Consider the following 18,667-nt stretch of genomic DNA (forward strand, 5'->3'; position numbering starts at 1 on the left):
TGCGCCAGCGGCTGCGCGGTGACGGCGACGGTGGCGGTCGCGGTCGCGGCGCCGTTGACCCCGCTCAGCTCGCGATCGGGGTCCAGCCGTCGTGCGCGTACCAGTAGTGGGGCAGGCCCTTGGTGCCGCTGGTGCGGAACGGCAGGCCGTGGTCGTCGATGCGCTCGGTGCCGGTACGCCCCTGCGAGGACCAGTCGAGCTCCAGATACCAGCGGCAGTCGCAGTCGACGGTCCGGGCGTCGACCATCAGCACCTCGGGATCCTTCGCGGACACCTGGTAGGGCATGCGCTTCGCCGGGGTGCCCGTTCCGTCCTCGGGGCCCTGGACCGAGCGGGCGATCGGCCGGTCCATGTCCAGATCCACGGCGAACGAGCGGGGGTCCAGGTCGCCGCCGCAGCCCTGGCCCGTGAAATAGACGGTGCCCTTCACCGGGGCGGCCCGTCCCACGACGCGGACCCGCAGCGCCTTCAGGACGACGGCCGCGTCCGTCCGCCCCTGCACGGAGATGTCCACGAGTGTCTGGCCGCCGTGTACCGCGCCCTGTGTACGCGCCCACGGGGTGGCGTCCTGCGGGGCCGGGGGAGGCGGTACCCGCTGGGGCGCCTTGTCGATGACGTAGTCGTGATCGCAACCGGACGCCCAGAGCTGGGAGTTCACGGTCCAGGTGAGGGGCGGGACGGCGGGGACGGCCTTGGCGGAGGGGCTCTTGGACGGGCTCGACGAGTGGTCGTCCGCGGCGGGAGCCTTCGCCGAGGGCGAGCCGGTCGGCCTGCTGTGCGTGGCGGAGGCGGAGGTGGGTGCGGACGGTGACGGGGAGCCGTGCCGTGCGCCCGCGGTCGTCGTGCCGGACACCTGGTCGGTGCCGTTGGCCGAGGAGCGCCCGGACGGCAGGGCCGACAGGCTGCCCAGGGTGGCGACCAGCGCGGTCACCAGAGCCGCCGTGACCGCGACGCGGTGTCTGTACCAGGGCTTTCGCGAGGCGGGGCGCGACGCCTCGTCGTGCTCGCGCGACAAGCCGGGGAGGGTCTTCAACTGTCGGGGTTTTTGCTTAGGGATCCTTGTGGATGCTGCATAGCAGAGCGTGTATGGATCTGTGGGTGATTCCCCCCTGCTTCCAGCGATGGTGTGATGTCGTGCCGGTTTGGGGTGGTGGGTGTGTGTGGGGCCGTAGGTTCCTCGGCATGGAACTTCTTCGGTTGGCGGTGGCTGCGCGGCGGGTGGGTGTGCATCCGGGCACGCTGCGGCTATGGGCCAACGAGGGCAGGGTTGCGGTGGTGTGGGTGGGGCGTGAACGGCGCTTCTCCAGTGAGGCGTTGGACGCTCTGACCGGCTGCCCGGATACGGCCGGGCGGCGTGAGGCTCTGTATGTGCGGGTTTCGGGCAGCAGCGGGCAGGGGTCTTCGCTGGCCGCGCAGGAGGCCGAACTGCGGGCAACCGCTTCGGGGGTGGTGGTCGCGGTCTTCAAAGACCGTGCTTCGGGGCTGCGGGAGTCACGGCCGGGGCTTGACCGGCTGGTGAAACGGGCCGCGAAGGGGGAGTTCACCCATGTGCGGGTCACGCACGGGGACCGGTTGGCCCGGTTCGGTGCGGGCTGGTTGATCCAGGTTCTGGCTCATCACCGCGTTACGGTCGAGGTGTTGCATTCCAAGGGAGCGGCCGGGGGGATGGAGGAACTGCTGGACGATTTCATGTCGCTGGTGGCCACCTTCGCCGGCCGCATGTACGGGATGCGCTCGCGTGAGGCGCGTCGACGGCTTCTGGACGAAGCCGGGCGCCGCATGAAGCAGCCTGTCCTCGGAGCCGGAGCCGGAGCCGGAGCCGGAGCCGGAGCGGGAGCCGGAGCGGGAGCGGGAGCGGGAGCGGGAGCCGGTGTTGCGGGTGAGGTGCGTGGCTAGGTTGATGGCGACGGCGACATGTACCGCCTTCTCGGGGGTGCTGGAGGCCACGGGTGAGCGGGTCGGGCAGCGGGTGCTGCTGGAACGGGTGGGTTTTCTGGCCGAGTTGAGCCGGGAGCTGACGGGTGCTCTGGTGGCCGCGCGGTGGGACGAGGATTCCTTTGACGTGCTGGCTGCGGGGGTGGACGGGCAGGGTCAGGCGTTGCCGTCCAAGGGCTGGATGGCGCTGCGTCGCTTGAACTGGCCGCAGGATGTTGTGCTCCCGGCGGGGGTGTATGTCCCGGACCGGGTGCGGCGGGGCGCTCAGGAGTACGCCGCGCGCACCCTGCGTCTGGCCCTGCACCGGCGCAGCATCGTGGCCGCCGTCCTGGCCGCCTGGCCCGCCGATCCCCGGCGGCGCACCGTGGCGGAGTGGACGGCCCTGAGGGCGGTACTGCCCGCCGGGGTGACGGGTGCCGAAATCCGCAACCGCACCCGCCAGATCCGCGCCCACGTGGCCGAGCACGGGCAGCTGCCCGCCGGGCTGTGCGCCCTGGAGGGCCCGCCACAGGTGGCCGGCCAGGTACTCCTGGCCGCGATGGACCGCCAGCAGGTCACCCTGACCCGGGTGGATGCGGCCACCGCCCGGCTGCGGGTCAAACTCCCCCTGCGGGCCGCCCCCGCCACGGGGCGTGACTGGGCCTGGCACATGCTCGACATCCGGCTGCCCGGTACCGTCGCGCCTGATGCGGTGCTGCACACCCCGACCCTGCGCCCCACCCCGGCCGGGAGGATCGCCGTCGACCTGCCGCACTCACGGCCCACCCCGGCCACCAAGCCGACCGGGCATCGGGGGGCGGTCGGTTTCGACTGGGGTGTCAACACCCTCCTCACCGGCACACTCGGCCGCCTGGCCGGGAAAGGGCAGACCTCCCGGGTCGTCACCGACGGCCGTCCCCTGGTCTTTGACGCCACGGTGATCAGCACCGCTCTGCACCGGCTGCGCGGTGTGCGCGAGCGTCTCGCGGCCAAGCGCGACCACTACCGGGCGCTGGCCGACGGGCTCGGCTCCCCGCACCTGGCCTGGGGCGGACACCTGGAGCGGGCCCGGGCACTTCAGGCGGAACATGTCCGGGTGTGTGCCCGGATCCGGCAGCTGAACGCCGCGCTGGCCCGGGCGGCGGCCCGCTGGGCCGTCGACCAGGCCGCCGCGCTCGGCGCGAGCGTCATCTACCTGGAGGATCTCGCCACCCTGGAAGCCCGCGGCCACCGCAAGGGCAACGCCCGCCTGTCCGGGCAGGTCCGCGGCGCTGTCGCCCAGGCAATCCGGCACCTGGGCGCGAAGGCCGGGATCACCGTGGTCACCGTTCCCGCCCGGGGCACCTCCAAACTCTGCCCCGGCTGCCTGACCACACTCACCCACCACCCGGCCCCCGACCGACTCGGTGAGCGGGGCTGGAAGTGGGCGCACTGCACCGGGTGCGGGCTGTCCATGGACCGCGACCACGCCGCCGCCCGACGCATCGTCTCCCGCGGCCTGCTCGCCCAAACCCACACCACCACCGACCGCACCACAGGCACCCGGACCATCCGCACCACCATCGAGGGCACCGTGACCATGGTCCGGCGTCCGAAGAAGACCACCCGCCGCCTGCACCGACAGCGCCACGCGCAAACGGCCCCGCCCCGCCCCCGCGGGCCGAAAACCACCCCGGGCAAGGGACGCCCCACCCCTGCCAGGCCGAGCCCTCGCCACGCTGCCACAGGCCCCGGCCCCGCCCACACGACTTCCCGCCGTACGCCCGATGTGCGTACGGTCCCCGCCACCACCCCCACCCCGGGGGCAGTCCAGCGTCCGGCGGGGCATGACACCACGACACCAGCCGCCACACCCGGGCCGGTGCCAGGTCATGGAGTACCCGCACCCCACCGAACCGAGGAAGACCTTCCACGATCCGGCCGGGTGCGGCTCTCACGCAGAACCTGTCGACGACGCACCCGCGCCGCCCAGCGGACCGGCTTCCACCACCTGCACGCCACCGAAGTCCACCCCCTCACCCCGAGGTTCGGACCACCGGACGGCAACCGCACACGGCCACGCCGCGCCCGAAAAGCCTGGAAACCACAGGCACACACAGAGTTCTAGAGACGCTGACCACCGAACTCCGTGAGTTCTACGTCCGGGCCGACTCCCTCCGTGAGGTGGAGAAGTGGGAGGACCGCAACCACTCGGACGGCATCCTGCGCGCCCAGAACGTCCCGCTGAAGTGGACGGTCAAGAACAGCGCCACCGCCGGCCAGGTCGGCATCACCCTCACCTGGGGTCAGGGGGTCACCACCAAGCTCGTCGTCGGCCTGGACCGCAACCACAAGATCACCCACATCGGCACCCCACGCGCCGGCGGCAAGTGACCACATCCATCCTCCGGGGCCGGGAAGGCCGGGCACGCACACCGCATGCCCGGCCTCCCCGGCCGTAGCTGTCGTCAGACCCACCCAGTCCACCCAGTCCACCCAGCCCAACCGGTGCAAGCCTTCGTGCCGCCGCCGACCGCCGACCGCCGCCGGCTCCCGTACGCCGCACCCCGCGCGGCCCACGTACGCCGTACGTGGGCCGCGCGGGTCACGTCCGTCGGCAAGTGATCCGTCGTACGGCCAATCCGATGCCCGAGCAGATCCGGATTACGCGCGACAGCACAGATCGCGGCCGACGGGAGGAAGGGCGATGGAGCGGACGTCGAGGGAGGCGTCGCGGAGCCCGGAACGCGCGGGGCGGCGTACCGCCGTGGTGGGCGCGGGGGTGGCGGGACTGACCGCCGCGTACGTCCTGGGACTGAATCGTCACGTCACGCTGTACGAGGCCGACGACCGGCTCGGCGGACACGCGCACACGCATGAGCTGACCTCGCCGCAGGACGGGCGGGTGCACCGCGTCGACTCCGGTTTCATCGTGCACAACCGGCGCACCTACCCGTATCTGCTGCGGCTGTTCGACGAGCTCGGCGTCGCCACGCAGGAGTCGGAGATGAGTATGTCCGTGCGGTGCGAGGGGTGCGGACTAGAGTACGCCGGCGCCCGCGGCCCGGCCGGACTGCTCGCGCGGCCACGCACCCTCCTGCGCGGCTCCTACCTGCGGCTGCTGGCCGAGGTTCCCGCGTTCCACCGGGCGGCACGCCGGCTGCTGGCCGAAAGCCCGGAGGATCCGCTCACTCTCGGCGCGTTCTTGGACCGGGAAGGCTTCTCCGGCTACTTCCGCGCCCACTTCATGACACCGGTGGTGTCCGCCGTGTGGTCCTGCGACGCCGCCACCGCGCAGCTCTACCCGGCCGCCTACCTGTTCCGCTTCCTGGCCCACCACGGGATGCTCTCGGTGGGCGGTTCGCCGGTGTGGCGCACGGTGACCGGCGGTTCGCGCGAGTATGTCGACCGGATCGCCAAGCACATCGGCGACGTCCGCACCGCCACCCCCGTCCGGTCCGTGCGACGCCACGCCGACGGGGTGGACGTCACCGCCGCGGACGGCACGACCGAGCCGTACGACGCCGTGGTGATCGCCGTCCACCCGGACCAGGCGCTGCGGCTGCTGGCCGACGCGACCGAGCGGGAGCGGGCGGTGCTGGGCGCGTTCCGGTACTCCCGCAACACCACGCTCCTGCACACCGACACCGGGCTGCTGCCACGCGCGCGCGGCGCCCGGGCCTCGTGGAACTATCTGATGCCGTCGTGCACGGCGGGCGCCGACCGGGTACGGGTCAGCTATGACATGAACCGGCTGCAACGCCTCGACGCCGCCGAGACGTTCGTGGTCACGCTGGGCGGCGAGGACCGAGTCGATCCCGGGCGGGTGCTGGCCCGCATGGTCTACGAACACCCCGTCTACACAGCGGAGTCGGTGGCCGCCCAGCGGCGCCTGCACGAACTGAACGGCCCCGTCACCGCGTTCGCGGGCGCCTACCACGGCTGGGGGTTCCACGAGGACGGCTGCCGCTCCGGCGTCGAGGCCGCCGCCGCGTTCGGGGTCCGCTGGTGAGCACCGTACCGGCCCTGTATCCCTGCACGATCGCGCACGTGCGGACCACGCCCTGGCGGTACGCGCTGCGCCACCGCACGTACATGTGGCTCGTCGACCCCGACCGCCCGCCCCGGCTCCCGCCCCTGCTGCGGCCGTTCGCCCGGTTCGACCCGCGCGACCACTTCACCGGCGACCGGCCCACGCTCCGGGCGGGCCTGGACGCCTTCCTGGCCGCGCACGGCGTGGACCTGGACGGCGGGAGCGTGCTGATGCTCACCCACGCACGCGTGCTGGGCTACGTGTTCAACCCGCTCACCCTGTACTGGTGCCACGGCCCGGAAGGGGAAACGCGCTGCGTGGTCGCGGAGGTGCACAACACCTACGGCGGCCGGCACGCCTACCTGCTGCGACCGGACACGACCGGGGCCGCGCGTACCAAGGACGCACGGACCGAGCAGGGCTTCCACGCCGAGAAGCAGTTCCACGCCGAGAAGCAGTTCCATGCCGAGAAGCAGTTCCATGCCGAGAAGCAGTTCCATGCCGAGCAGGAGTTCCACGCCGAGACGCAGTTCCATGCCGAGAAGGAGTTCTACGTCTCGCCGTTCTTCCCCGTCGACGGCCGCTACCGCATGCGCCTGCCGCCTCCCGGAGCACGGCTCGACCTGACCGTGCACCTGGACCGCGAGGGCGGCCGGGCCTTCACCGCGACCGTACGCGGCACCCGGCGCGCGGTGAGCACGGCGTCCCTGCTGCGGCTGGTGCTGCGGTACCCCTGGTCCACCCTCGCCGTGGCGGCCGCGATCCGCGCCCACGGCATCCGCCTGTACCTGCGGGGGCTGCCCGTCCAGCCCCGCCCCGGACACCGCACCACGGAGAAAGCCATATGACGACAGCGAGGACGACAGAACCCCGCACCGCCCCCGGAGGGGAGAGCATCCCCGGCGGGCAGACCACCGCTCCCGTCGAGACGGTGGGCGCGGATGCCGCTCCGGTCGCCACGCCGGACAGGCACACCGCTCCCGTCGACACCACCACCCGTCGGCCGGATGTCGACACCACCACCCGCGGGCCGGATGTCGCCGCCGTACCGCGGGCCTCGTGGCCCCGGACCGCAGTGACGCGGGCCGTCGTGCGGCACGCCCTGCGGGAGCTGCCCCTGCGGGCCCGGTTCGGCGGCGCGGAGCCGGTCGGCCGGGGAGGGCCGCTGCTGGAGGTGCGCGATCCGGGAGGTTTCCACGCCCGCGTGGGCACCCACGGGCTGGTCGGGTTCGGCGAGTCCTACATGGCGGGCGAGTGGGACGCCCCCGACCTGGTCGCCGTACTCACCGTGCTCGCCGGGCACGCCGCCGACCTGGTCCCGGCCCCCCTGCAACGGCTGCGCGCCCTGTGGGCGCCGCGGCACCCGCACGAGGAGCGCAACACGCCCGACGGTTCCCGGGCCAACATCAGCCGCCACTACGACCTGTCCAACGACCTGTTCGCTCTGTTCCTCGACGACACCCTCACCTACTCCTCGGCCCTCTTCCGCGGCTTCCCGGCCAACTGGGACCTGCTCGCCGCGGCCCAGCACCGCAAGATCGACCGGCTGCTCGACCTCGCCGACGTGGGCGAGGGCACCCGGCTGCTGGAGATCGGCACCGGCTGGGGCGAACTGGCCCTGCGGGCCGCCGCCCGCGGCGCCCGCGTCACCTCGCTCACCCTGTCCCGGGAACAGCGGGCCCTGGCACGGGAACGGGTGCGCGCGGCGGGGCTCGACGAACGGGTCTCGATCGAGCTGTGCGACTACCGCGAGGCCCGTGGGACATACGACGCCGTGGTCAGCGTGGAGATGATCGAGGCGGTCGGCGCGGAGTTCTGGCCGGTGTACTTCCGTGCCCTGGACGCACGGCTGGCGCCGGGGGGCCGCGCGGCGTTGCAGGCCATCACCATGCCGCACGAGCGGATGGTCGCCACCCGCTCCACCTTCACGTGGATCCACAAGTACGTCTTCCCCGGCGGGCTGATCCCGTCCACCCGGGCGATCGAGGAGACCGTCCGCGACCACACCCGGCTGCGCCCGGCCCGCCGCGACGGCTTCGGCGCCCACTACGCCGAGACGCTGCGCCTGTGGCGGGAGCGGTTCACCGAGCGCGCCGAGGAGGTGGAGGCGCTCGGCTTCGACGAGACCTTCCGCCGCCTGTGGACCTTCTACCTGGCCTACTCCGAGGCGGGGTTCCGCTCCGGCTACCTCGATGTCCAGCAGTACCTGTTCACCAAAGGGAACCCCGCCCGATGACCGGCACCCGCGCCTCTGCCCGGCCCGGTGCCGCCCACCGGCTCACCGCCCGCGCCACCGTCGGGATGGGCGAGCACGTGGGCGACGCCGCGTACCCGGCGTTCGCCGCCGCCCCGCACCGGCCGGTCCGGCGGGGAGGGCGGGTGCTCGTGCACCAGATGCCGCGCGGCCGTAACGCCCACGGCGGCGGCCCGTTCATCGAGGCGGGCACGGCTCCCGACCTGCGTATGCGGCCGCTCGGCGAGACGGTGGGTCTGCTGGAGGAGGCGGGTCCGGAGGCTCGGCACGTCGAGTCCCCGCGTGAGTACTACGTCCGTACGGTCACCGCCCGGCACCGCGCCCCGGAGGAGCGCCGGGAGCGGTTCGTGGGGCCGGTGGGCGAGGAGACCGCGCGTGGGTGGCGGCTGTACCTGGTCGGCGGGGCGCCGGCCTTCGAGGAGGGACGGATGGGTGTCGACCAGATCCTGAGCGCGCGGCCCGGCCCCGGCGGCGACCGGGGCACACCGGCGGCCATGCCCGCCTGGAACGAGGGGGTGGACCGGCTGTGAGCGGCTTTCCGTGGAGCGCGTTCGCGCTCAACCTGGCCTGGGCCGCCGGCGCGGCCCTCGCCGTCATGCTCGTCACCTTCGCCCTCGCGGTGCGTGCGGGCGTGCACCGGATCGTCGACATCGCCTGGGGGATCGGCTTCACCGCCGTCGCCGCCGTGACCTTCGCCGCATCCGCCGGGTACGGGGATCCGACGCGGCGGGTGCTGGTGACCGTCCTGACCGCGGTGTGGGGGCTGCGGCTCGCCGCGCACATCGCCCGCCGCGCCCGGGGGCACGGCGAGGACCCCCGCTACGAGGCGATGCTCGCCAAGGCGCCCGGTGACCGGAACCTGTACGCCCTGCGCATGGTCTACCTGCTGCAGGGCGCCCTGGTCTGGCTGGTGTCCCTGCCCGTCCAGGCGGCGCAGTACGTGCCCGGCCCGCCGTCCTTCCTCGCCTGGGTCGGGGGAGCGGTGTGGGCGGTGGGGCTCTGCTTCGAGGCGGTCGGGGACGCCCAGCTCGCCCGGTTCAAGGCCGATCCCGCCAACCGGGGCCGGATCATGGACCGGGGGCTGTGGTCCTGGACCCGGCACCCCAACTACTTCGGGGACTTCTGTGTGTGGTGGGGTCTGTTCCTGCTCGCCTGCGACGCGCCGGAGGCGGCGGTCGTGTCGGTCGTCTCCCCGCTGGTGATGAGCCTGCTGCTGGTGCGGGGGAGCGGGAAGCGGCTGCTGGAACGGCACATGTCGGACCGTCCCGGCTACGCCGAGTACGTGGCGCGCACCAGTGGCTTCTTCCCGCGCCCTCCGCGTCGGTGAGGGGCGGAGACGACCGTGCCGACACGACCGTGCCGACATGGCCGTGACAAGGCCTGTGAGGCCTGTGAGGTCTGTGAGGTCTGTGAGGAAGTCAGGAGCGCCCGCTGTGCCCCACCAGGACGACGCCGGGTATCCGCCCCGGCCCGGAGAAGCGCTCGTGCCGCGACGACTTCCGACACGCCCACGTGCCGCCGTGCTGGTCCTGCACGGAGGGCGGGAGACCGACCGCCGTCTCTCCCGGCCGTGGCAACTCGCCGCCCTGCGCATGCACCCGTTCCTGTGGTCGCTGTCGGCGGAACTGCCCGGCCAGGACGTCCTGCTGGCCTGCGTGCGCTACCGCCTCCGGGGCTGGAACGGCACCCGCGCCGACCCGGTGGCCGACACCCGTCGCGCGCTGGACCGCCTCACCGAGCTGGCCGGCCCGGTGCCCACCGTGCTGGTCGGTCACTCCATGGGCGCCCGGGCCGCACTGCGCGCCGCCGGCCACCCGCGGGTGAGCGCCGTACTCGCCCTGGCGCCCTGGTGTCCGCCGGGCGAGCCGGTGCGGCAACTGGCGGGCCGTCACCTCGTCGTCCTGCACGGCGAACGGGACCGCGTCACCTCGCCCGCCGACTCCGCCGCCTACGTGCGCCTGGCGCGGGGCGCGGGGGCACGGACGGGTATGGCCCTCGTCGGCGGCGGCGACCACGCGATGCTGCGCCGCCACGGCTTCTGGCACCGCACGGCCGCGGCCACCGTCGCCCACCTCCTCGACCCCGACGCCCCCGACCCGCTGCCCGCACGGTGCTACGGGCCGGGGGCCGACTCCCCCGTGCTCTGACCGGCGGCCCGGTGAATTCCGGGGGCGCACCGCCCCCGTCCGGCAGGGCGAGGTGATGTGCGTGAAGTGCACCCGCACGGCTCAGGACGGGAAGTCCATCAGGGCGACCGGGGCGGAGGTGGGCCGCTTCGAGCCGCCGCTGGGTTCGATGGTGATGCCCATGCCCGAGGCCGTGTCCACGGCACCTCGCATCAGGACGGCCTGATCGGCGCGGGCGGGGTCCATCAGGCCGGCCGACCGCATGGCGCCGGCGTCGTCGAACCACAGCTGGTAGACCTTTCCGCCCGGGGGGCTCGTCATCCCGGAGACGAGGAAGACGGCCTTGTCCCGGCTCCGGGAGACCACGACCGTGCCGGTGGCGCCCCCGGCCAGTGCGGCGGCCCGGGTCCTGGCGTCCGGTGCGGCCAGTATGGCGGCGATCTCTTCCGTTCCCCGCTCGGCCTGGCGCGCCCGGCTCAGCGCGTCCTCGGCCCGCTCGTGCTGCCACACCGTCGTCCCGCCGAGCGCGGCGGCGGCCGCGAGGCAGGCGGCCAGCGTCCACCGCGACAGGCGTCGCGCCCGCAGCCCTGTACGGCCCCGGCGGGACTCGGCCGGTCCGCCGGGTTGCTCCTGCCGGACGGTGGTGATCCGCCGCAGTACCCGCTCGCGCAGTGCCGCGGGCGGCGTCACCGAGACGGCGAGTCCCAGCCGGACCGCGGTGGCGACCAGCTCGTCCGTCTCCTGCGCGCACGCCTCGCAGCCCGCGAGGTGCCGCTCGAACGCGTCGCGTTCCCCGTCGGGCAGGGCGTGCAGGGCGTAGGCGCCCGTCATCCGGTGCAGGTCGGTGGCCGTCATGCCGTCACTCCCAGGCAGTCGCGCAGCCGGATCAGTCCGTCCCGCAGCCGGGTCTTGACCGTGCCCAGCGGAAGCGCCAGCGCCTCCGCCACCTGCCGGTAGGACAGTCCGCGGTAGTAGGCCAGCGTGACGGCCTGGTGCTGGATCTCGGTCAGCGTGCGCAGACAGCGCCGTACCTGTTCCCGCTCCAGCCGCGCCTCGACCCGCTCGGCCACGTCGTCGTACTCGGGCGTCCGCTCCAGCAGGGCGGCCTTGTGGTCCCGGACGGCCGCGGCCTCCACCGAGCGCACCCGGTCCACCGCCCGGCGGTGCGCCAGTGTGAGGATCCAGTTGATGGCGGTCCCCCGGTCGCGGCGGTAGCGGGGCGCGGTGCGCCACACCTCCACCAGGACCTCCTGGGTCACTTCCTCCGACTGGGCATGGTCACGCAGTACGGCGCGCACGACCCCCAGGACCGGACTCGCGACGGCGTCGTAGACCGAGGCGAACGCCTGGTCGTCGCCCAGGGCCACACAGCCCACGAGCTCCTCCAGGTCCGGCTCGGTCGACGGGTTTCTGCCGATGTGTACTACTTCTTTCACCGGGGGCCTCCGCGGTTGGGACATCTCCGGACGTAATCCGATTCCGGTGAGGTGGCGGATTGGTTCTGATGACGATGAAAGCGCAGGTGAAGGGGGATGGCGCGGACACCGCCCCCGTCCGTCCGTGCCCCGAGGGGTTCGAGCCGACGAGGGAAGCAGGCGGCCTCCCCCAGCGCGCGCACCTCGTCGATGTCCGTCAGGTGCGGGTTCACGTCACCGCTGGGCGGGTGTGTGTGCCTCCCTTCCCGAGGGGCCGGATGGCCAGGCCGTGCAGCTGTGACCACGCCTTCTCCTTCCGTCGTGCCGTCTGACGACTCTGGAGTGGATTCCTGTCGGCGACCGGTTGCGGATGCGGTCCGCCACGACGGAAACGGGCGGGAAGCTCCGGGCCAAGGCAGGGACGGCCTCTCCCGGTGCGGCGGCCCCGCCGCGGCCACCGGCACGCGACGGACGGGTGCGGGCCATGAGCGCGGGCCATGGGCGCGGACGATGAAGGCGGACGACGAAGACCGACGACGAAGACCGACGATGAAGACGGACGACGAAGACGGACGATGAAGGAGGCGGAGCAACAGGTCCGCCCAGCCCAGGGGCGCCGGCGAACCGGCTTACCCGGGAGTGGCCGATCCGGGCCGGTGCGCGATCGTCGCCCGGTTCCGGCGTCACCACGGCACGGGTCGGCGCCCTCCGGGGCACGGACCGGTGCCCTCACGCGGGCTCCGGCCGGGCCGGCGTCAGCGGCTCGCGGAGTCCAGCGCCGACTGGAGCGACTGACGGTAGCCCTCACTGGTGTAGGTGGCTCCGGAGACGGTGTCGATGTCGGCGCTCTGGGCGGTGAGCGCCTCCCTGGTCAGCTGCGGGATGGCGTAGCTGTTGATCCGCTGGTCCCTCGGGTTCTCCTGCGGATAGGTGACCGCGGTGACGTCGGTGAGTCTGCCGTCCTTCAGGGTGACGCGGACCTGGACGGGGCCGTAGCGGGTCTGGACCGAGTCCCCGGTGAGGGTCCGGGTGCCCGTGGACGAGCCGCTCGATCCGCCCGACCCGGTCGTTCCGCTCGTTCCGCTCGACGTGCTGGAACTGCTGGAGGGCACGGGAGTGGTCGCGAGCCCGGCGACGCCCGGCGTCGTGTGCGGCTTGAGCGAGAGCAGCAGCACCATCCCGGAGACGGTCGCGGCACTCGCCAGCACGATGCGGCGGAGCGGACGGTTCTTCCTCAACGTGTGCAAGTCGGCCTCACAGCTCGAAGGACTCGTGGTGGATGCGGCGGTCGGGAACCCCGGCGGTGCGCAGCGCCTCGTACAGGTCCCGCGCGAACCCGTGCGGGCCGCACAGGTACACGTCGTGGGCGTCCAGGTCGGGCACGGCCGTGCGCAGGGAGTGGGCCGTGAGGTCCGGACGCCGGCCGTGTGGACCGTTGAGCGCGTACAGCACCTTCGCTCCGCGCCACCGCGCGACCGCTTCCAGTTCGCCTCCCAGGGCGAGGTCCTCGGCCGTGCGGGCGCGGTAGAGGAGGGTGACGTCGCCGGGCAGCGTCTCGAACAGGGCCCGCAGCGGGGTGACGCCGACACCGCCCGCGATCAGCAGCGACTTGTGCGAGGTCTGCCGTTCGGCGGTCAGCGCCCCGTAGGGGCCCTCCGCCCACACACGGGTGCCCGGCCGCAGCAGGGAGACGGCGGCGCTGTGGTCGCCGAGCGCCTTGACGGTGATGCGCAGCAGGTCCGGGCGCGGTGGCGCCGACAGGGAGTACGGCGTGGAGGTCCAGCGCATGCCCTCGGTGAGGAACCGCCAGCGCAGGAACTGTCCCGGCCGCGCACCCATCTCGTCCAGCCGCCGGCCGCGTACGACGACGGAGTACACGCCCGGCGCCTCCTTGCGCACGGAGTCGACCCGCAGCCGGTGACGCAGGTTGAGCCGGATCGGAGCGAGGATCCGGAACCACCCCACCAGGGCCGCGACGCCCAGGTACAGCACGTACCAGGCGGCCTGAGCCGGCCGGTTGCCGGTGAAGTCGGATCCCAGGGCGAGCTGGTGGCCGAAGGAGAGGAAGACCGCGGCGTACGTGAGCAGGTGCGCGTAGTACCAGAATTCATGGCTGACCCGGCGGCGCACCGCGCGGGCGGAGACGAGTCCGACCGCGAACAGGATGGCGGTACCGGCGGTGGCCTTGAGCATCTCCGGGTAGTCCAGGACCACGGTGAGCGTCTCGTCCAGGATCGAGGAGCCGTCCTGGGCGGCGTACCCGAGCAGTATCAGCACGACGTGTGCCACCAGCAGACAGATCGTGTAGCGGCCCGCCATCGCGTGCCAGCGAGCCACCCGGTCCGACCCGATCCGCCGCTCCAGGAGCGGGACGCGGGCCATCAGACCGACGAGGACCGCGCAGGCGTACCCGCTCAGCAGTCCCGTGATCCGCCCGGCGCCGGTCAGCCAGCCCGCGGTGCCCACGACCGACCCCGTGTCGTGCCACCACAGGGCGGTCACGGCGACGGCCCCGCCCCACAGGACGGCGAGCACGGGGCCCGCGGGAGAGCGCCGTGGCGCGGGAGGCGCGGGGGCGACCCTTCGTTGTGCGTACGCCGTCGTCATCCGTATGTCCCTCTCGCCATCCGTACGTCCGTCGCCGTGCGGGACGCCACAGTGCCGACACAACCTCTGAGCCCGCTCTCAGCCGCGTGGCCTGCGGTGCGGCCCCGCCGCAGGTGGGGAGGGCGGCCGGGGTGGTCCAACGCCACGGCGGACTCAGAGCGAACTCAGAGGTCGAGGGAGCGGCCCGGAACGCGGCGAGGCCGCATCCTGGTACGTGAGATGAACGCTCCCCGACCCCGCGGCTCGGCCCGCCCCGTGCTGACCCGAACCGACGGCGCCCCGCTCCGGGTCCTCGTCGTCGACGACGACCCCGACCTCGCGGAGGTCCTCTCCGGGGCCCTGCGATACGAGGGCTGGGAGGTACGCACGGCGGGCGACGGCGTCTCGGCCGTCGCCGAGGCACGTGAGCTGCTGCCCGACGCCGTCGTCCTCGACGTCATGCTCCCGGACACCGACGGCTTCGCCGTACTGCGCTCGCTGCACGCCCTGCGGCCCGACGTGTGCGTGCTCTTCCTGACCGCACGGGACGCGGTCGAGGACCGTATCGCGGGCATCACGGCGGGCGGCGACGACTACGTGACGAAACCGTTCAGCCTGGAGGAGGTCGTCGCCCGCCTGCGCGGACTGTTGCGCCGCGCCGGCATGGCCCGGCAGACGGAGGACGGTCCGCGGCTGACCGTCGGCGACCTGGTCATGGACGAGGAGGCCCGCGAGGTGACCCGCGGCGGCGACCTGATCGAGCTGTCCCCGACGGAGTTCGAACTGCTGCGCCTGCTCATGCGCAACCCGCGACGCGTCCTCAGCAAGGCGCAGATCCTCGACCGCGTCTGGTCCTACGACTTCGGCGGGCAGGCACATGTCGTCGAGCTGTACATCTCCTACCTGCGCAAGAAGGTGGACGTGGGCCGCCCGTCCATGATCCACACGGTGCGGGGCGCCGGATACGTGCTCAAGCCGGTGACCAGGTGAGGCCCCAGGTGAGGCCCCGTGGGTGGCTGCCTCGTCTGCCTCGTCTGCCTCGTCTGCCTCGTCTGCCGCGCATGCACACGCTGCGGGCGCGGCTCACCGTCGGCCTCGTCGTACTGCTCGCGGTCAGCTGCGCGGCCGTCGGGGTGGCGGCGGTGGTGGAGCTGAACGGCTTCCTCACCGGCCGGCTCGACCAGCAGTTGCGCGATGCGGGTGTGCGGTTCCCGGCGAGCCTGGAACACGGCGGGAGCCTGCCGTCGGACCTCCCCCGGTCTCGAAAGGGCTCGACCGGGGGGACCCCCATGGGCGACGAGGACGGCGACGAGGACGGCGACGAGGACGGTGACACCCGCCGTCAGGCCGTCGGAACCTTCGGCTGCCGGCTCGTCGGCGACACGGTCACCGACGCCGCGGTGGTGGGATCCAGCAGCGGCACGGGTGCGGTGCCCGTTCCGCTCGGCGCCGCGGACCGGAGAAAGCTCGCCGCGGTGCCGGCCGATGGCGACGGACACACGATCGATCTCTCGTCGCTGGACGACTACCGCGTGATGGCGGCCGAGGGCCGGGACGGCGACGTCCTGATCACCGGGCTGCCCATGGAGCCCGTCGAGGCCACCGTCCACCGGCTGGAACTGGTCGCCGGAATCGTCTTCGGCGCGGCGCTCGCCGTCGCCGGCGTCGCGGGAGCCCTGTGGGTGCGCTGGTCGCTGCGACCGCTCAGCAGTGTGGCCGCGACCGCCACCCGGGTCAGCGAACTACCGCTCTCCAGCGGCGAGGTGGCGCTCCCGCCACGCGCGCCCGAGAGCGACCCGCGCAGCGAGGTGGGACGCGTTGCCAGCGCCTTCGACATGATGCTCGGCCATGTCGGGGAGGCGCTGACCAAACGGCACACGAGCGAGGAACGGCTGCGCAGTTTCGCCGCCGACGCCAGCCACGAACTGCGCACACCCGTGGCATCGATCAGGGGGCACGCGGAACTGGCGCTGCTGCACCCGGACCCGGTGCCCCAGAAGGTCGTGCGGGCCCTGGAGCGTATCGAGGCCGAAGCGGCCCGCATGGGCGAGATGGTCGACGACCTCCTGCTCCTCGCCCGCCTCGACGCGGGCCGCCCCCTGGAACGCCGTCCCGTCGACCTGACCCGCCTCGTCCTGGACGCCGTGACGGACGCGCAGGCCGCGGGCCCCGGACACCGCTGGGCCCTGGAGCTGCCCGAGGAGCCGGTGACGGTGCCGGGCGACGCCCACCGCCTCCATCAGGTACTGGCCAACCTGCTCGCCAACGCCCGTCTGCACACACCCGTCGGAAGCACGGTGACCATCTCCCTGCGGACCGACGCCGGCACGGCGGTACTGACGGTCCACGACGACGGGCCGGGCGTTGCCGAGGACATCCGGCCCAAGGTCTTCGAACGCTTCACCCGCGCGGACCGCCGCCGCACCGAGGGCGCGGGAACCGGCGCCGGCCTCGGCCTGTCGATCGTGGCGGCGGTGGCGGAGGCCCACGACGGAAGCGTCACACTCGACAGCGGCCCCGGATCGACCACGTTCACCGTCCGGCTCCCCACCGGTGAAGAGTGACGGAAACCGCGGCATCCTCCCGGCAGCCCGGCAGCCCGGCAGCCCGGCAGCCCGGCAGCCCGGCAGCCCGGCAGCCCGGTCTTGCGAGCGTCCCGCGCACGCCGTGTCCGCACGGGCCGTCCGCGGCGGCAACCTCACCGAGGGCGGACGGACACGCGTCGACACCGCCGCAGGCGGGGCCCATCCGCCGGCCGGGTACATCGGCTGCCGACCGAGTCCGGGGGCGCCGAGCAGGCCGCGCTTCCCGGGAAGGGCCCTAGAGGCGGGCGTACTGCCTCGTCTGTTCGGCGAACTCCTGGGACATGGCGGCGCCGACCGTGGGCTGGGTGTCGCGGATCGTGTCCAGGTAGTCGTCCGTCGTGGGGAAGACACGGGTTCCGGTGTCGAACGTGCGCTCGAATCCGGCCTGGGAGACGGTGCGCGCCACGTGGGCGATGTCGGCGGGTGTGAAGCCCTCGCTGGCGGATGCGAGTACCTCGCTGTCGGCCTTCGCGGCCGCTCGGGCCAGGTAGCTCTCCCACAGCGCGGTCCTGGCAAGGTGGTCGGGAGGACCGATCGGCAGTACGTAGTCGAAGCGGCCGTGCCGCAGGAACGCGGAGTCGAGCGTGGTCACGTTGTTCGTGGCACAGACGAGGAGTCGCCCGTCCTGGCTGCGGAACCGGACGATCGCCTTGAGCAGCTCGTTGACGACGCCGACCGCGGTCGCGTCCGCGCCGCCGCGCGCGCCGGCGACCTCCTCGACCTCGTCGATGAACACCAGAACGTGGTCGAGCCGGGAGATCTCGTCGAAGCGCCGGCTCAGCCCGCTCGCCAGGCCGTACTCGGCGGCCAGCCGCGCGGGGAACAGCTCCAGGAACGGCCATCCCAGGCGGCCGGCGATGGCGTGCGCGAAGGTGCTCTTGCCGGTCCCGGGCGGACCGAACAGCATCACCGCGCGCGGCAGCTCCACACCATGTTCCGCGGCGAGTCCGGGACGGGCCAGTGGCAGGACCAGACGGCGCTCGATGAGCTGTTTCTCCTTCTGCATACCCGCGACCTTCTGCCACAGTCCGTCGGGCGGCAGCTCCGCTCCGAGCGAGGAGAGCATGTCGGCCGACGGCGGGGGCACTGGTCTGCGCTTCTCGAACAGGACCAGGTCCGACCGGGCGCCGAAGTCGCGGTTGCGCAGCGCGGCGGCACCGGTCTCGCCCTCGGGCAGGGCGGCGTGCAACGTGCGGACGCCGTCGGTGAAGAGCCGTCGCTCAAGGGCCGAGATCAGGGCGCTGCCCAGCCCCTGGTGCCGCCAGGCGGGCGCCATGCAGATGCGTACGATCCACGCCCGGTCACCCTCCACCCTGCTCACCGCGGCGCCGACGACCACGTTGTCCGCCGTGGCCACCACAGCGGGGTGGAGGGCCTGGAGGGCCGTCACGGTGTCCGCGAGCGGGAAGAGAGGCGGCTCTTCGGTCGTGCCGCTTTCCATGTCGACACGGAGCACTCCCTCGAGATCGTCCGGGGAGTAGTCCCGGACCCGCCATCCCGTCATGACCAGCTCCGCGTGTTCGGCCGGGTTCCCATCGTGGGCTGCCGCGTGGGGTACGCGCGCGATCGGCATGCCACGACGCCGCCGACCGGCACAGGCTTGCATCGCCGACCGGTGCGACGAGTCGATTACGCCGCAGGCGGCATGTCGCTTCCCCACGCCTGTCACCCCAAGAGGCCTGGGTCGACGGGGGCATGGGCACGCCGCCGGTGTGGACACCGCGACGGCGCCGCGGGTGGCACGCGACTCGTGGTCGAGCGGGCCAACGCACCGC

16 protein-coding genes and 1 pseudogene are annotated in these 18,667 nt (G+C 73.1%); 11 read left to right on the top strand and 6 right to left on the bottom strand.

The window, feature by feature from the left end; translation table 11 throughout:
• Positions 1-64: 64 nt before the first annotated feature.
• Positions 65-1,015 carry a transcriptional regulator gene (locus OG272_RS26555; RefSeq protein WP_328223679.1) on the bottom strand — a complete coding sequence of 317 codons (951 nt, stop codon included), beginning with the start codon at positions 1,013-1,015 and terminating at the stop codon, positions 65-67.
• 71 nt (positions 1,016-1,086) lie between these two features.
• On the opposite strand from OG272_RS26555, the gene OG272_RS26560 reads away from it, so the two are divergent.
• From OG272_RS26560 to OG272_RS26600, 9 genes and pseudogenes are all read left to right on the top strand, one after another.
• Positions 1,087-1,896 carry an IS607 family transposase gene (locus OG272_RS26560; protein WP_405895050.1) on the top strand — a complete coding sequence of 270 codons (810 nt, stop codon included), beginning with the start codon at positions 1,087-1,089 and terminating at the stop codon, positions 1,894-1,896.
• Positions 1,889-4,021, top strand: a complete 2,133-nt coding sequence (locus tag OG272_RS26565) for a zinc ribbon domain-containing protein (protein ID WP_405895051.1) — start codon at positions 1,889-1,891, stop codon at positions 4,019-4,021. Before OG272_RS26560 ends, OG272_RS26565 begins: the two co-directional genes overlap by 8 nt.
• A 56-nt stretch (positions 4,022-4,077) precedes the next feature.
• The gene (locus tag OG272_RS26570) at positions 4,078-4,287 is read left to right on the top strand and encodes a hypothetical protein (RefSeq protein ID WP_327728584.1); all 210 of its coding nucleotides are present in this window, start codon (positions 4,078-4,080) and stop codon (positions 4,285-4,287) included.
• Positions 4,288-4,600: 313 nt separating this feature from the next.
• A complete protein-coding gene (locus OG272_RS26575) occupies positions 4,601-5,905 on the top strand; it encodes an FAD-dependent oxidoreductase (RefSeq protein WP_327728583.1) in 1,305 nt (434 codons plus the stop codon).
• A complete protein-coding gene (locus tag OG272_RS26580) occupies positions 5,902-6,774 on the top strand; it encodes a DUF1365 domain-containing protein (RefSeq protein WP_405895054.1) in 873 nt (290 codons plus the stop codon). Before OG272_RS26575 ends, OG272_RS26580 begins: the two co-directional genes overlap by 4 nt.
• Positions 6,771-8,162, top strand: a complete 1,392-nt coding sequence (locus OG272_RS26585) for a class I SAM-dependent methyltransferase (protein ID WP_405895056.1) — start codon at positions 6,771-6,773, stop codon at positions 8,160-8,162. The genes OG272_RS26580 and OG272_RS26585 overlap by 4 nt, the downstream gene beginning before the upstream one ends.
• 47 nt (positions 8,163-8,209) lie before the next feature.
• A pseudogene (locus OG272_RS26590) lies at positions 8,210-8,710 on the top strand (class I SAM-dependent methyltransferase); the annotation flags it as partial.
• Positions 8,707-9,507, top strand: a complete 801-nt coding sequence (locus OG272_RS26595) for a DUF1295 domain-containing protein (protein WP_328223684.1) — start codon at positions 8,707-8,709, stop codon at positions 9,505-9,507. The pseudogene OG272_RS26590 and the gene OG272_RS26595, both read left to right, overlap by 4 nt.
• A gap of 106 nt (positions 9,508-9,613) precedes the next feature.
• The gene (locus OG272_RS26600; RefSeq protein ID WP_328506587.1) at positions 9,614-10,327 is read left to right on the top strand and encodes an alpha/beta fold hydrolase; all 714 of its coding nucleotides are present in this window, start codon (positions 9,614-9,616) and stop codon (positions 10,325-10,327) included.
• A gap of 81 nt (positions 10,328-10,408) precedes the next feature.
• On the opposite strand, the gene OG272_RS26605 is transcribed toward OG272_RS26600, so the two are convergent.
• From OG272_RS26605 to OG272_RS26620, 4 genes are all read right to left on the bottom strand, one after another.
• On the bottom strand, positions 10,409-11,161 hold the full coding sequence (locus OG272_RS26605) for an anti-sigma factor domain-containing protein (protein ID WP_405895058.1): 753 nt from the start codon (positions 11,159-11,161) through the stop codon (positions 10,409-10,411).
• Positions 11,158-11,742, bottom strand: coding sequence for a sigma-70 family RNA polymerase sigma factor (locus OG272_RS26610; protein ID WP_326580051.1), 585 nt, complete (start codon positions 11,740-11,742; stop codon positions 11,158-11,160). Before OG272_RS26610 ends, OG272_RS26605 begins: the two co-directional genes overlap by 4 nt.
• 734 nt (positions 11,743-12,476) lie before the next feature.
• On the bottom strand, positions 12,477-12,968 hold the full coding sequence (locus OG272_RS26615) for an FMN-binding protein (RefSeq protein WP_328223686.1): 492 nt from the start codon (positions 12,966-12,968) through the stop codon (positions 12,477-12,479).
• A gap of 7 nt (positions 12,969-12,975) precedes the next feature.
• Positions 12,976-14,328 carry a ferric reductase-like transmembrane domain-containing protein gene (locus OG272_RS26620; protein ID WP_327728575.1) on the bottom strand — a complete coding sequence of 451 codons (1,353 nt, stop codon included), beginning with the start codon at positions 14,326-14,328 and terminating at the stop codon, positions 12,976-12,978.
• Positions 14,329-14,547: 219 nt separating this feature from the next.
• Between OG272_RS26620 and OG272_RS26625 the strand changes: the two genes are divergently transcribed.
• Both OG272_RS26625 and OG272_RS26630 read left to right on the top strand, forming a co-directional pair.
• Positions 14,548-15,297 carry a response regulator transcription factor gene (locus OG272_RS26625; protein ID WP_326580045.1) on the top strand — a complete coding sequence of 250 codons (750 nt, stop codon included), beginning with the start codon at positions 14,548-14,550 and terminating at the stop codon, positions 15,295-15,297.
• A gap of 71 nt (positions 15,298-15,368) precedes the next feature.
• Positions 15,369-16,871 carry a HAMP domain-containing sensor histidine kinase gene (locus OG272_RS26630; protein ID WP_328223688.1) on the top strand — a complete coding sequence of 501 codons (1,503 nt, stop codon included), beginning with the start codon at positions 15,369-15,371 and terminating at the stop codon, positions 16,869-16,871.
• Between the two features lie 256 nt (positions 16,872-17,127).
• Here the strand turns inward: OG272_RS26630 and OG272_RS26635 are convergent, their stop codons facing one another.
• The gene (locus tag OG272_RS26635) at positions 17,128-18,396 is read right to left on the bottom strand and encodes a bifunctional GNAT family N-acetyltransferase/ATP-binding protein (RefSeq protein ID WP_327728573.1); all 1,269 of its coding nucleotides are present in this window, start codon (positions 18,394-18,396) and stop codon (positions 17,128-17,130) included.
• Positions 18,397-18,667: the final 271 nt, after the last annotated feature.

The organism is Streptomyces sp. NBC_00104 (assembly GCF_045160825.1).
Lineage (GTDB): Bacteria > Actinomycetota > Actinomycetes > Streptomycetales > Streptomycetaceae > Streptomyces.

What these genes read in the sequence shown, in the direction of transcription:
- OG272_RS26560 (WP_405895050.1), top strand. Translation starts at nt 1,087, where the DNA reads ATGGATCTGTGGGTGATTCCCCCCTGCTTCCAGCGATGGTGTGATGTC.
- OG272_RS26575 (WP_327728583.1), top strand. Translation starts at nt 4,601, where the DNA reads ATGGAGCGGACGTCGAGGGAGGCGTCGCGGAGCCCGGAACGCGCGGGG.
- OG272_RS26585 (WP_405895056.1), top strand. Translation starts at nt 6,771, where the DNA reads ATGACGACAGCGAGGACGACAGAACCCCGCACCGCCCCCGGAGGGGAG.
- OG272_RS26605 (WP_405895058.1), bottom strand. Translation starts at nt 11,161, where the DNA reads ATGACGGCCACCGACCTGCACCGGATGACGGGCGCCTACGCCCTGCAC.
- OG272_RS26620 (WP_327728575.1), bottom strand. Translation starts at nt 14,328, where the DNA reads ATGACGACGGCGTACGCACAACGAAGGGTCGCCCCCGCGCCTCCCGCG.
- OG272_RS26625 (WP_326580045.1), top strand. Translation starts at nt 14,548, where the DNA reads ATGAACGCTCCCCGACCCCGCGGCTCGGCCCGCCCCGTGCTGACCCGA.
- OG272_RS26630 (WP_328223688.1), top strand. Translation starts at nt 15,369, where the DNA reads ATGCACACGCTGCGGGCGCGGCTCACCGTCGGCCTCGTCGTACTGCTC.
- OG272_RS26635 (WP_327728573.1), bottom strand. Translation starts at nt 18,396, where the DNA reads ATGACGGGATGGCGGGTCCGGGACTACTCCCCGGACGATCTCGAGGGA.